Below are 12858 nucleotides of genomic sequence, written 5' to 3'. Positions count from 1 at the left end.
TCGTCGTGTCCGGGCAGGTCGGTTCAGGCCGCCGGCCCCACGATCCACGACCCGCCGAGCACGGCGGCGCCGAGCGTGACGACGAGGAACACGCCCACCCAGAACAGCCCGGGCATGTGCGTGAGGCGCGCGAGGATGTCGGCGTCGGACGTCGCCGCCCGTCCGCGCGACCGCTCGCTCTGCAGCTCGAGCACCGGCCGGACCGCGCCGAGCAGCAGGAACCAGGTGACGGCGTAGGCGACGGCGCTCTGCACGTCGGGCGTCGCCCACCACGACACGCCGACGAGCGCGGCGCCCGTGACGAGCACGGACCACAGCCCGAACCAGTTGCGGATCTGGAGCAGCATGAGGGCGAGCAGCACGACGAGCAGCCACAGCAGCCCCACCGCGTAGCCCTGGCGGAGGAGCGCGGCGGCACCGAGCCCGATGAGGCCCGGCCCGACGTATCCCATGAACGCGGTGAGGATCATGCCGAACCCCCGCGGGCGGCCCGACGACACGGTGAGCCCGGACGTGTCGGAGTGCAGCCGGATACCCGAGAGGCGTCGTCCGGTGAGCAGCGCGGCGAGCGCGTGCGACGCCTCGTGCGCGATCGTCACGACGTGCCGCGCAACGCGCCACACCGGCGTCACGAGCACGACCGCCAGGGCGAGCGCACCCATCGCGACGACGACGGCGGTCGCCGGGGGAGCGACGGGCGTCGTCGCGGCCTCCCACACCTGCCCCACGACGTCCCCCACGGACGCGGCGACGTCGCCGCCCGAGGTGGTGCCGCCGTCGGACAGCACGGCCAGGTCTACGGCGAGGGAGGACGTCAGCGCGTGCACGCGCGCCATTCCACCACAGCCCGTGAGGAGCTCGACACGCCGAACCCGGGGTTGCGGGTCACGGCACCGTCGGCGTGCCCCGCAACCCCGGGTTCGGCGCAGGGACCCACCCCGGCAGAGGCGGACGAGACGCACCTCACCCGTGCTCCGGCGTCGGGCATGAGACACTGGATGTTCGAGGGCAGCGCGATCCCGCGCGCCCCGCGTCGTGGAGATCCCCCCGGATTGCGTGCGGCGGACCCCGACCTTGAGCCCCGAGAGGCCCATCACCTGTGACTTCCTTTGCCGATTTCGGCCTGCCCACCCCCGTCGTGCGCGAGCTCTCGCGCCAGGGCATCGACTCCCCGTTCCCCATCCAGACCGCCACGCTGCCCGACTCGCTGAAGGGCCGTGACGTCCTCGGCCGTGGCCGCACAGGCTCCGGCAAGACGCTCGCGTTCTCGCTGCCGACCGTCTCGCGCCTGTCGTGGGCCAAGTCGTCGCGCCACCCGCGCCGGCCCCGCGCGCTCGTGCTGTGCCCGACGCGCGAGCTCGCCAACCAGATCAACGCCACGATGGAGCCCGTCGCGAAGGCGCTCGGCCTCGTGACGACGACGATCTTCGGCGGCGTCGCGCAGTCGCGCCAGGTCGCCGCGCTCGACACGGGCGTGGACATCGTCATCGCGTGCCCCGGCCGTCTCGAGGATCTCCTCAACCAGCGCCTGCTCACGCTCGACGCCATCGAGATCACCGTGCTCGACGAGGCCGACCACATGGCCGACCTCGGGTTCCTGCCCGGCGTGAAGCGCATCATGGACAAGACCCCCAAGCAGGGCCAGCGCATGCTGTTCTCCGCGACGCTCGACAACGGCGTGGACCAGCTCGTCAAGCGCTACCTCAACAACCCGGTGCGCCACTCGGTGGACGACGCCGCGGCCGCGCCCCCGCAGATGACGCACCACATCCTCGCGGTGCGCGACGCGGACGCGAAGAAGCAGATCGTGCACGAGCTCGCGTCCGGCACCGGCCGCCGCGTGCTGTTCATGCGCACCAAGCACCAGGCGAAGAAGCTCGCGAAGCAGCTCACCGCGAGCGGCGTCCCGGCCGTCGACCTGCACGGCAACCTCGGCCAGGGCGCGCGCGAGCGCAACCTCGAGGCGTTCTCCTCGGGCGCGGTCAAGGTGCTCGTCGCGACGGACATCGCGGCGCGCGGCATCCACGTGGACGACGTCGAGCTCGTCGTGCACGTCGACCCGCCGGCCGAGCACAAGGCATACCTGCACCGGTCGGGCCGCACCGCGCGCGCCGGGTCGGAGGGCGTCGTCGTGACCGTCATGCTCCCGGAGCAGCGCGGCGACGTGCGCGACCTGACCCGTAAGGCCAAGATCACGGCCCAGCCGAAGCCCGTCGCCCCCGGCGACGCGACGATCAAGGGCCTCGTCGGCGAGGTCGCGGAGTACGTGCGCCCGGCGGACATCACGCCGCCGCAGACGCAGGCGAAGCGCGGCACCGGCTCGTCCAACGGCGGGTCGCGCGCGTCGCGCCGCAACCGTGGCAGCCAGGGCGGCGGCCGTCCCGCCGCCCAGGGCGCCGGTCAGGGCACGACGGCGCAGCGCGGCCAGGGCGGTCAGCGCCCGGCGGGTGCGGGACGCCCCGAGGGCGGCCGGGACGGACGCGGCGCCTCGGGCACCGGGAACGGCGCGGCGGGCCAGGGCGGCGGCCGTCGTCGCGGCGGCCGCGGTCGCGCGCAGCGCCCCGCCGGCGGGTCGAGCACCGTCTACTCGACCTCCAGCCCGCGCTGACGCCCCCAACGCTGAGTGCATGAAATAGTCGCGGTCGAACCGATTCGGCCGCGACTATTTCATGCACTCAGCGGATGGGTGGGACGGGAACACCGGGGCTCTGCGCGCGGTTGGGATCGTCGGAGGTGGATCATGACCAGCCAGACCCACGACAACCAGCCCTACGAGGTCGTCAAGACCGACGACGAGTGGCGCGCCGAGCTGTCGCCGCAGGAGTTCGCCGTGCTGCGGCAGGCGGGGACCGAGCGCGCCTGGACGGGCGAGCTCCTCGACGAGAAGCGCGTCGGCGTCTACGCGTGTCGCGCGTGCGGCAACGAGCTGTTCCGCTCGGACACCAAGTTCGACTCGCACTGCGGGTGGCCGAGCTTCTTCAGCCCGCTCGCGGGCGACCGCGTCGAGCTCCTCACCGACCGCAGCCTCGGCATGGTGCGCACGGAGGTGCGCTGCGCGCGCTGCGGGTCGCACCTGGGCCACGTGTTCGACGACGCGCCCCAGACGCCGACGGGCGACCGGTTCTGCATGAACTCGGTCAGCCTGACCTTCCAGGCCGGCGAGGAGTAGCCCACCGGGCGACGGCCCACGTGTCGACCGCGCACGCGAGGCCGACGCCCACGAGATAGCAGACCAGGTCCCGCACCGCGAACGTGCTGCCCAGCAGCCACGCCGCGGGCGGGACCGCGTCGTTCACGGCGGCCGCCAGCCCCGTGGCCTGCACGGCCTCGACCGCCCAGCACCAGCCGAGCGCGAGGGCGCCCGCGACGAGCGGGCGGGTGCGCGCGAGCACGAGGACCACGAGCACGTAGGTCGCGACGGCGTAGAGGACGTCACCGCCGACGTCCCCCCACGGGTCGGGCACCCGCGTCGCGACGAGGAGCCCCGCGACCACGACGACCCCGAGCACGAGGGCGACGGCGAGGCGCCGTCGGCGGGGCCGCGAGAGCACCGGCGAGGCGCCGGGGCGGGGTGAGCGCGCGGCGTCGGGCACCGTCACGACGGGTCAGGGCGAGGCGTCACCGGTTCGCGGCCCAGCGCACGACGTCCTCGGAGTAGCGGTGCAGCAGCGCCGCGAGCGCTGCGACGTCGGCGCGGTCCCAGCCGTCGAGCGCCTCGGTGATCGAGACGACCCGGCCGCTGTGCGCGGCGTGGAGCCGGGCCTCGCCGTCGGGCGTGAGCGTGATGAGCTGGCCGCGCGAGTCGTCGGGGTCGACCTCGCGCGCGACGAGACCCAGGGCGTGGAGCCGGCTGAGCTGGCGGGAGATCGTCGCGCGGCCGACGCCGAAGTGCGCGGCGAGCTCCGACCCGCGGATCCCGGGGTGGTCGGCGATGTGCGCGAGGAGCGGGTACGCGCTCGCCTCGAGGTCCGGGTGGATCCGACGCGCCATGGCGGTCGCCGCCGCCCCGCCGCGGCGCAGCAGGACCCGCAGCTCGCGTTCGAGGTCGACGTACGCGACGTCCGGCTCGGCGTCGCGCGCGGCGTCGGGAACGGTGCGGGTGGGAGCGGTCTCGGCGGGCACACGCCCATCATGACGCCCGGGACGGCACGGGGTCACGCCCGTCCGAAAAACCTCACCCGCTGGACGACCGACCAACACCCTGAGTGCAGGAAATCTGCGGCCTCGAACCGATTCGAGACCGCAGAATTCCTGCACTCAGCGTGCGGGGGTCAGCGCGACGAGCGCGGCCCCGCCTCGTCGACGACGCCCGCGGGCTCGTACGCCTCGAGGAGCGTCGACTCCGTCTCCTCGGCCGGCGTCACACGGCCCGGGGTCGCGTCGACCGGGGCGTCCGAGCCGAGCAGGGCCGCCTCCTTCTCGAGGCGCTCCTGCAGGCCGGTCTTGGTGCCGAGCGGCACCTCCTTGAGGAACGACACGGCGATCAGCGCGACGAGCGCGAGCGGCACCGCGACGAGGAAGATCTCGGCGATGCCGTCGCCGTAGGACTTCTCGACGAGGTCCTTGATCGGCGCGGGCAGCGTCGAGACGTCGGGCACGGCGTTGCCGCCGCCCATCGAGTCGGCCGGGACGCCGAGCCTGGTCAGGCCGTCCTGGATCGACGTCGTGACCTTGGTCGCGAGCACCGCGCCGAGCACGGACACGCCGATCGCGCCGCCCAGGCTGCGGAAGAAGGCGACGGTCGAGGTGCCGGCGCCCATCTCGTCGACGTCGAGCGTGTTCTGCACGGCGAGCACGAGGTTCTGCATGAGCATGCCCATGCTGACGCCGAGGAAGAACAGGTAGACGCTGATGAGCGTGAAGCTCGTGTGGTAGTCGATCGTCGACAGCGCGAACAGCGACGCCACGAGGACCGCGCCACCCGTGACCATGAAGGCCTTGTAGCGGCCGTAGCGCGTGATGAGCTGACCGAACAGGGTCGACGCGACGAACGTTCCGACGATCATCGGGATCGTCAGGAGCCCCGACTCGGTCGGGGTCTTGCCGCGCGCCACCTGCATGTACTGGCTGAGGAACACGGCGGTGCCGAACATCGCGACGCCGACGGCGACGGACGCGACGACCGCGAGGACGAACGTGCGGTTCTTGAACAGGTGCAGCGGGATGAGGGGCTCGGGCGTCACGCGCTCGACGAGCACGGCACCGACGAGCGCGAGGACCGCGCCGCCGACCATGGCGAACGTCTGCCACGAGAGCCACTCGAAGTTCTGCCCGGCGAACGTCACCCACAGCAGGAGCGAGGAGACGCCGACGCTGATGAGGATCGCGCCCCAGTAGTCGATCCGGACGACGCGGCGCGCGACCTTCGGCAGGTGCAGCGTGCGCTGGAGGACGATGATCGCGGCGATGGCGAACGGCAGGCCGACGAAGAAGTTGAGGCGCCAGCTCACGGCGTCGGTGAGGACGCCGCCGAGGAGCGGTCCGCCGATCTGGCTGACGGCCATGATGCCGCCCATGAGGCCCATGAACTTGCCGCGCTCGCGCGGCGAGATGATGTCGGTGATGAGCACCGTGGCGAGCGCCATGAGGCCACCGGCGCCGATGCCCTGGAACGCGCGCAGCGCGATGAGGGTGCCGACGTTCTGCGAGAGCCCCGCGAGCGCGGAGGACACGACCGCGACGACGAGTGCGATCTGGATGAGGACCTTGCGGTTGGTGAGGTCGGCGAGCTTGCCCCAGATGGGGGTCGAGATCGTCATCGCGAGCAGGGTCGAGGTGACGACCCAGGTGTAGGACGACTGCGAGCCGTCCAGGTCGCTGACGATCTTGGGGAGCGAGCTCGAGACGATCGAGCTCGCGAGGATCGCGACGAACATGCCGAGGAGGATCCCGGAGAGGGACTCCATGACCTCGCGACGGGTCATGGACGTCCCGGTCGCGCCGGGCGGGGCGGTGCGTTCTGGAGTGGTGCTGGTCATGAGGCGCTGAGTTCCTTCTGCTCACGGGGCCGTGTCGGAGCGGCCGTGTCGTGTGGCGGTGTCGTGGGGCGGTGTCAGGTGGTCGTGGCCGGTCGCGCGGCGGCGCGGTCGGCGGTCGAGGGCGTGCCCGACGGCGGTGGCGCCGCGGGTGCCGTCGGTCACCCGGTCGTGCGGGGTGCGTCGTGGCCGGCGACGACCGCCGCGACGACACGCTCGATGTGGCGCGTGGCCTCGACGATCTCGTCGTCGTGCCACTCGGCGAACGTCGTGGCGGCCAGGGTGTCGATGTGCTCGTACGCCCGCAGGACGAGCGTGCGCCCGTCCTCCGTGAGCTCGACGGTCCGGGCGCGCCGGTCGTCGTCGTCCACCGTGCGACGGACGAGGCCCTCGTCGACCAGGTGGCTCACCTGGCGGCTGGCCACGGACAGGTCGACGCGGAGCCGCGCGGCGACGTCCCCGAGCTGGACGGGACCGCACCGTTGGAGCATGCGGAGCAGCCCGAACGACGAGCGCGGGATGTCGAGGTCCCGCGCGATGCGCACGGCCGACTCGCGCTGGGCGCGGGCCAGCTCGTCGAGCGCCCGGATGAGGCCCGCCGCGGGGGACGGGTCGGGCACGAGCTCGGGGGCCGCGGTGGTCGCGGAGGGGGTGATGGTGGGCACGACGACTCCTTGGTTGCTGCAGGCAAGCATACGCCTCGCAGTTGCTTACAGCAACCATTGTCAGGGGCAAGGAATTCCCGGGCGTCCCGCCGAGGCCCAGAGACGGCCGAACCCGGGGTCCGACCTCACCCGGCGCGCGCCGTGAGGACCGACCCCGGGTTTGGGACGAGAGTCAGTGCGCCGTGCGCCCCACGCGCTCGTCGCCCATGTCCTCGAGCTCGATGCCCTTGGTCTCGGGCACCTTGCTGAAGACGAAGACGAACGACAGCGCCGCGAAGATCGCGTACATGAGATAGGGGATCGTGGCGCCGAAGGCCGACAGCATCGGCGGGAACGTGAGGGTGATCGCGAAGTTCGCGAGCCACTGCGCCATGGCCGCGACGCCGAGCGCGGCCGCGCGGATGCGGTTCGGGAACATCTCGCCCAGCAGCACCCAGACGAGAGGCCCCCACGACGCCCCGAAGAACACGACGAACGCGTTCGCCGCGACCAGGGCGATGGGGCCCCAAGGGTCGGGCAGGGTGATGTCCTTGCCGCTCCCGACCGCCTGCGTGAACGCGAGCGCCATGAGGCCGAGCGAGACCGTCATGCCCGCCGAGCCGATGAGCAGGATCGGCCGACGGCCCACCTTGTCCACGAGAGCGATCGCGATGAACGTCACCGCGACGTTGGTCACGGACGTGATCGTCGAGACGAGGAACGACTGGCTCTCGTCGAACCCGACCGCCTGCCAGAGCGTCGTCGAGTAGTAGAAGATGACGTTGATCCCGACGAACTGCTGGAAGACCGACAGCAGGATGCCGACCCACACGATCGGCTTGAGACCGAACGCCGAGCCCTTGAGCGTCCCCTCCTGGGCGTTCTTCTCGTCGACCGCGATCGAGCGGTGGATCTGCGCGATGCGGTCGTCGACGTCCTCCTCGGGGCCGAGCACGGACTCCAGCACGGCACGCGCCTCGTCGTCACGGCCCTTCGCCACCAGGTAGCGCGGGGACTCGGGGATGCGCAGGGCGAGGATGCCGTACACGGCCGCCGGGATCACGCACACGAGGAACATCCACCGCCACGCCTCCCACCCGAGCCACAGCTCGTTGGAGGCGCCGCCCGCGGTCTCCGCGAGGAGCTGGTCGGACAGCAGGGCCGCGAAGATGCCGACCGTGATCGCGAGCTGCTGGAGCGAGCCCATGCGGCCGCGCAGGCGGGCCGGTGCGATCTCCGCGATGTACGCGGGGGCGATGACGGAGGCGATCCCGATCCCGACACCCGCCATGAAACGCCAGATCGCGAGGTCCAACGCCGACCAGGCGATGGCCGACAGGATCGAGGAGGCGAAGAACAGGATCGCGCCGAACACCATCACGCGCGTGCGACCCCAGCGGTCGGCCAGCTTGCCGCCCGACCACGCACCGAGCGCGCAGCCCAGGAGGGCGATCGCGACGACGAGACCCGTGACCGCGGAGTCGAGGTCGAACTGGCCTTCGATCGCGGCGACCGCACCGTTGATGACGGAGCTGTCGAAGCCGAAGAGGAATCCGCCGACGGCCGCGGCGACGGCCAGGCCGATCGCCTTGCGGTGGGCGCTGCGCGCGCTCACGGTCCCGTGACCTGCTGCGTCGCTGCTCGACATCTCTCCTCCGCTCCTTCCGGAGCCGGTAGGAGGCCCCTTTCGTCACTGTAGGACGGGGTGCTCGCGGTGGCGCGGTGAACGGGGTGCGGCGAACGTCACGCGCACCGGACCCCAGCCGCGCAGGGCCGGTGGCCGGCCGGTACCGCTGCGACCGCCCCCGCGCCGGGTGGAGACTGGGCGCGTGCCCGACGACGCCTCCACCACCCCCGGACCCCGGCCCGACGCCGGCCGGTCCGACCGCACGCAACGCCCTCGCCGCCCGGCGATGCTCGACCCGCGCGACGCGGACGAGCTCCCGGGCGAGCTCGACCCCGCGCTGCGCGACCAGGTCGCGCACACCACCGCGCACGCGATCGTGCACCGCGCGCGCGACACCGAGGACCCCCAGGTCGTCGAGCGACTGGTCCACCTCGTCGAGACCGAGGGGCTCGACGTCGTCGCCGGTCTGTGGTCCGACGCGGCGCCGAACTCCCTGCCGGGCGCGCTCTGGCGGCTCTACGTGCTGCGCGAGTGGGTGCGTCGCGACCCGCAGACGGTGGCGCTGCGCTACCGCCTCGGGGTCGACGCCGCGCCGGTCCACGAGGCCATCGCCGGAGTGCCCCGGCCGCCCGGGCCGCAGGACGTGCGCGACCTCGCCGACGCCGTGCTCTCCGGCGTGTTCACCGGCGACCTCGCGGTCGCGCTCGAACGCGCCGGGTCGTTCTGCCGCATCCTCGCGACCGGCGCCGCGTTCGACGCCGACGCCCGCGAGGTCGCCGACCCCGACGGCGCGCTCCGCATGACCCGCGGCGCCGGCTCCCTCCTCCGTACTGCGCAAGAGCTCGAGCACGCCGCCGAGCTCTGGCGCGCCGACCGCCTCGACTGACCCACCAGCGGCCGCCCGGCTGCCGAGGGAGAACCCCGGTCGCGCGAGGTAGAGCCGTGGTTGCGCGAGGTAAAGCCCTGGTCACGCGAGGTAGAGCCGTGGTTGCGCGAGGTAGAGCCGTGGTTCTTGTGCTCGACGGCGTGTGGCTGGGTGGGGTGGTCGGGGTGGGTGGTGGTGCCGCGTCTACCATCCGCCGCTCGTTCCTCGCGGCTCCCGCCAGGCCCGCCACGACGCGGCACCACCACCCACCCCTCCCGGCGTCGTCTCGCCTTGGTCGGTCCTCACCGCGGGCGACCGCCCGCGGTGTCGGTTTCAAACCTTCCCCCATGCCCCCGGTCGTCGTAGCAGTCGGCGTTCGGTGTCTCGCTGTCCCGAAGTTCGGCGCAGGCCCGATGCTGTCCCATCGTGTCGAGCAGGCGGTGGGACGCGGGCCCGCCCATGGCGGCGACCCGGCTGCGCTGGGCGAGCCACCGTCGTCGGCCGTGACCACGGCTCTACTTCGCGTGACCACGGCTCTACCTCGCGCGAGGGTTCTACCTCGGTGGACCCGGGTTCTGTCTCGGCCGGGCGGGGCGGAGGGTGCGGGACACGGGGCGGGCGCGCACGTCGGCGGGCGGGGTTCTCGCGGAGCGCGAACACGGGGTCGGTCGGGTACCTCGCGGGGCGCTCGGCACGTACGATGGGTCACGACGCCGGGCCGCGGTAGCCCCGGGCTCCACACTCAGCCGCTACGAGCGGCCACGCGCCGAGAGGCGCTCCCGGTCCGGCGTCACTTCTTCCCCTCCTGGTGCGAGCACGATGCCGCGCGCCGGAGGGTCGCCGCCCCGGCGAGGACGCCGGGCGCGGGCCGTGAGCGTCCTGAGGATCCGGGACCTTCGCCCCGACGATTCCAGCATCGCTCCGCGCGTCGGCTACATTTGACGAGAGTTCGACGTGCGTTCATCCAGAGATCATCCGACCCGAGATCGTGACCACCCCGGCCGGCCGGCCTGTCCGGCGGCCGAGCGGCCCTTGTGGCCGACGCCAGCTCAGACCCCTACCCCGCGTCCCTTCCGGAGCCTCCCGTGCGCCTGCGCCTGACACCGCGCGACACCTCGTTCTTCGACCTCCTCGCCGCCTCGGCGCAGCACCTGGTCACAGGGTCCACGCTCCTGGCGGAGCTGCTCGGCGCGGACCGCCCGACGCGCAAGCAGCTCGCGAAGCAGCTCAGCGAGACCGAGCACCTCGCGGACGACGCGACGCACTCGATCATGCGTCGGCTCAACCAGACGTTCGTCACACCGTTCGACCGGGACGACATCTACGCCCTCGCGTCGGCGCTCGACGACTGCATGGACTTCATGGAGGAGGCGGCCGACCTCATCGTCCTCTACAAGGTGGACGAGCTCCCGGCCCGTGTGTCCGAGCAGGTCCAGGTGCTCCAGCGCGCGTCGGAGCTCACGGCCGAGGCGATGCCACGCCTGCGCTCCATGGACGACCTCCCCGAGTACTGGGTCGAGGTCAACCGCCTGGAGAACCAGGCGGACAAGGTGCACCGCAAGCTGCTCGCCGAGCTCTTCGACGACGTGTCCGACCCGGTCCTCCTCATGAAGCTCAAGGAGATCGTCGAGGTCCTCGAGCAGGCGGCCGACGCCTTCGAGAAGGTCGCGAACACGGTCGAGACCATCGCCCTCAAGGAGTCCTGAGCCCCGTGGAGGCAGTGCTCGTCGTCGTCGTCGTGGCGTTCGCCCTGGCGTTCGACTACACCAACGGGTTCCACGACGCCGCGAACGCCATCGCGACCTCGGTCTCGACCAGGGCCCTCACGCCGCGCGCGGCGCTCCTCATGGCGGCGGTGTTCAACCTCATCGGCGCGCTGCTCGGCACCGCGGTCGCGCAGACGATCGCCGAGGACATCGTCGCGGTCAACGACGTCCCACCACATCAGGGCCTCGTGATCGTGCTGTGCGGTCTCGTCGGCGCGATCACGTGGAACCTCATCACGTGGTGGCTGGGTCTGCCGTCGTCGTCGACGCACGCGATCATCGGCGGCCTCGCGGGTGTCGGGATCGCGTCAGGGATCACGGTCCACTGGGACGCGATCCTCGACAAGGTCGTGCTCCCCATGATCTTCTCGCCGCTCATCGGCTTCGGTCTCGCGTTCGCGCTCATGGTGCTGCTGCTGTGGGTGTTCCGGAACGCGGCGCCCGCCCGGGCGTTCCGCCGCTTCCGCATCGCGCAGACGGCGTCGGCGGCGGCGATGGCACTGGGCCACGGCCTCCAGGACGCGCAGAAGACGATGGGCGTGATCGTGCTCGCGCTCGTCGCGGGCGGGTTCCAGGACGACAACACGATCCCGTTGTGGGTCAAGCTGTCGGCGGCGACCGCGATCTCTCTCGGCACGTACGCCGGCGGGTGGCGCATCATGCGCACGCTGGGCCGCAAGATCATCGAGCTCGACCCGGCGCGCGGCTTCGTCGCCGAGTCGGTCTCCGCGGTCGTGCTGTACGCGAACGCGTTCATCTTCCACGCGCCGGTGTCGACGACGCACACGATCACCTCCGCGATCATGGGCGTCGGTGCGACCAAGCGGCTGTCCGCGGTCCGCTGGGGCGTCGCGAAGAACATCGGCGTCGCGTGGGTCCTGACCATCCCGGCGGCCGCGCTCGTCGCCGCCGTCGTCTACTGGATCCTCAGCCCGATCCTGCTCTGACCTGCTCGCGCGTCCGTGCTGCCGGGGCGGTCAGTGCAGCGGCGGGGCGACCTTCTCGGCCGCGACGACGCGAGGCCCCTTGGGCGTGCGGGCCACGTGGGCGACGATCATCTCGCCCGGCTCGAGAAAGGGGTCGTGCGTCGGGAGCGCGTTCGCGACGGGCCGCCGCGAGTGCTGCCCGAGCACGTCGAGCACGGTGGGCAGCACGGGCCGGTGGGTGCACAGCACCGACGACCGCTCGGCCTCGAGGAGCTCGCGGACCGTCCGGGCGACACGGGACGGCGAGCGCTCGTGCTGCGCCTCCGTGAGGTGGTCGATGCTCACGGTCTCCAGGCCTGACGCGCCGGCGTAGGGCGCGATCGTCTGGGCGCACCGGTCCCAGCGGCTCGTGACGACCGTCTCGACCCCGTAGGCGGCGAGCACCGGCACGAGCGCGACGGCCTGGGCATGGCCGGCGGGCGTGAGCGGACGGTCCTGCTCGTCGCCGTGCCATGCCGCGCGCGCGACGGCCTTGCCGTGCCGGGCGATGACGACGACGTGCGTCGCCAGCCGCCCCTCCTCGCGCTCGCGCACGAGCGCCTCGAGCGGGGCGCGGTCGGCCTCGCGCGTGAGCCGGTGCGCGGCGTCGTCGGCCGACAGCCACGCGGCGCGGTCGATCTCCTGCGGTGACACGGGCGGGACGGGCGCGCGCGCGGCGAGCGCGCCGGCGTCCACCTTCTGCGACGCCCGGCGCGCGGCCCAGTAGTGCACGCGTTTCACGCGGCCCTCGGGCGTGAGGTACTGCAGTCCCGGCAGCGGGACGCCCAGCACGACCGGCTTGCCCGTCTCCTCGGCGACCTCGCGCGCGGCCGCGGCCTGGAAGGTCTCGCCGGGGTCGAGCTTGCCCTTGGGCCACGACCAGTCGTCGTAGCGGGGCCGGTGGACGAGGCGCACCTGGAGGTCGTCGCCGCGCACGCGCCACACGAGGGCCCCGGCGGACTCGATGACCGGGGCGTGGGAGACGTGCGTCGGGCCGAGGGCGTCCACGAGGGGCA

At 72.6% G+C, this 12858-nt stretch carries 12 protein-coding genes; 5 read left to right on the top strand and 7 right to left on the bottom strand.

Going from position 1 to position 12858, the window contains the following annotated elements; translation table 11 throughout:
• Window positions 1-23: 23 nt before the first annotated feature.
• On the bottom strand, window positions 24-740 hold the full coding sequence (locus CCE02nite_RS09990; RefSeq protein ID WP_255318787.1) for a M50 family metallopeptidase: 717 nt from the start codon (window positions 738-740) through the stop codon (window positions 24-26).
• A gap of 359 nt (window positions 741-1099) precedes the next feature.
• Between CCE02nite_RS09990 and CCE02nite_RS09985 the strand changes: the two genes are divergently transcribed.
• Both CCE02nite_RS09985 and msrB read left to right on the top strand, forming a co-directional pair.
• Entirely contained in the window at window positions 1100-2608 is a 1509-nt protein-coding gene (locus tag CCE02nite_RS09985) for a DEAD/DEAH box helicase (RefSeq protein ID WP_141389481.1), read from the top strand.
• Between the two features lie 132 nt (window positions 2609-2740).
• Window positions 2741-3169: a peptide-methionine (R)-S-oxide reductase MsrB gene (msrB, locus tag CCE02nite_RS09980; RefSeq protein WP_141389480.1), complete on the top strand. Its 429-nt coding sequence runs from the start codon at window positions 2741-2743 to the stop codon at window positions 3167-3169.
• Here msrB and CCE02nite_RS09975 read toward each other — a convergent pair.
• The 5 genes from CCE02nite_RS09975 to CCE02nite_RS09955 form a co-directional block, all read right to left on the bottom strand.
• Window positions 3138-3599 carry a ribosomal maturation YjgA family protein gene (locus tag CCE02nite_RS09975; RefSeq protein WP_141389479.1) on the bottom strand — a complete coding sequence of 154 codons (462 nt, stop codon included), beginning with the start codon at window positions 3597-3599 and terminating at the stop codon, window positions 3138-3140. The genes msrB and CCE02nite_RS09975 overlap by 32 nt on opposite strands.
• 19 nt (window positions 3600-3618) lie before the next feature.
• Window positions 3619-4122: a MarR family winged helix-turn-helix transcriptional regulator gene (locus tag CCE02nite_RS09970; RefSeq protein ID WP_255318779.1), complete on the bottom strand. Its 504-nt coding sequence runs from the start codon at window positions 4120-4122 to the stop codon at window positions 3619-3621.
• Between the two features lie 149 nt (window positions 4123-4271).
• Window positions 4272-5978 (bottom strand): MDR family MFS transporter, encoded by a 1707-nt coding sequence (locus CCE02nite_RS09965; RefSeq protein WP_141389478.1) that lies wholly within the window; start codon window positions 5976-5978, stop codon window positions 4272-4274.
• Window positions 5979-6136: 158 nt separating this feature from the next.
• The gene (locus tag CCE02nite_RS09960; protein ID WP_170227275.1) at window positions 6137-6640 is read right to left on the bottom strand and encodes a MarR family winged helix-turn-helix transcriptional regulator; all 504 of its coding nucleotides are present in this window, start codon (window positions 6638-6640) and stop codon (window positions 6137-6139) included.
• A gap of 172 nt (window positions 6641-6812) precedes the next feature.
• A complete protein-coding gene (locus CCE02nite_RS09955) occupies window positions 6813-8267 on the bottom strand; it encodes a sugar porter family MFS transporter (RefSeq protein ID WP_141389476.1) in 1455 nt (484 codons plus the stop codon).
• A gap of 265 nt (window positions 8268-8532) precedes the next feature.
• Between CCE02nite_RS09955 and CCE02nite_RS09950 the strand changes: the two genes are divergently transcribed.
• The 3 genes from CCE02nite_RS09950 (at window position 8533) to CCE02nite_RS09940 (ending at window position 11824) form a co-directional block, all read left to right on the top strand.
• On the top strand, window positions 8533-9132 hold the full coding sequence (locus tag CCE02nite_RS09950) for a hypothetical protein (RefSeq protein ID WP_047231598.1): 600 nt from the start codon (window positions 8533-8535) through the stop codon (window positions 9130-9132).
• A gap of 1064 nt (window positions 9133-10196) precedes the next feature.
• Complete coding sequence (locus tag CCE02nite_RS09945) at window positions 10197-10817, top strand: DUF47 domain-containing protein (protein ID WP_047231395.1); 621 nt, start codon at window positions 10197-10199, stop codon at window positions 10815-10817.
• A 5-nt stretch (window positions 10818-10822) separates the two neighbouring features.
• A complete protein-coding gene (locus tag CCE02nite_RS09940) occupies window positions 10823-11824 on the top strand; it encodes an inorganic phosphate transporter (protein ID WP_087471047.1) in 1002 nt (333 codons plus the stop codon).
• Between the two features lie 30 nt (window positions 11825-11854).
• Here the strand turns inward: CCE02nite_RS09940 and CCE02nite_RS09935 are convergent, their stop codons facing one another.
• A complete protein-coding gene (locus CCE02nite_RS09935) occupies window positions 11855-12850 on the bottom strand; it encodes an NUDIX hydrolase (RefSeq protein WP_255318786.1) in 996 nt (331 codons plus the stop codon).
• Window positions 12851-12858 lie beyond the last annotated feature (8 nt).

The organism is Cellulosimicrobium cellulans, assembly GCF_006539945.1.
Classification (GTDB): Bacteria; Actinomycetota; Actinomycetes; order Actinomycetales; family Cellulomonadaceae; genus Cellulosimicrobium; species Cellulosimicrobium cellulans.
Note: the sequence above shows the minus strand (reverse complement) of the source record. Positions and strands in the feature narration are given on the sequence as shown.

Excerpts from the sequence above, each read along its gene's own strand:
- CCE02nite_RS09965 (WP_141389478.1), bottom strand. The coding sequence starts at position 5,978 with ATGACCAGCACCACTCCAGAACGCACCGCCCCGCCCGGCGCGACCGGG.
- msrB (WP_141389480.1), top strand. The coding sequence starts at position 2,741 with ATGACCAGCCAGACCCACGACAACCAGCCCTACGAGGTCGTCAAGACC.
- CCE02nite_RS09955 (WP_141389476.1), bottom strand. The coding sequence starts at position 8,267 with ATGTCGAGCAGCGACGCAGCAGGTCACGGGACCGTGAGCGCGCGCAGC.
- CCE02nite_RS09950 (WP_047231598.1), top strand. The coding sequence starts at position 8,533 with ATGCTCGACCCGCGCGACGCGGACGAGCTCCCGGGCGAGCTCGACCCC.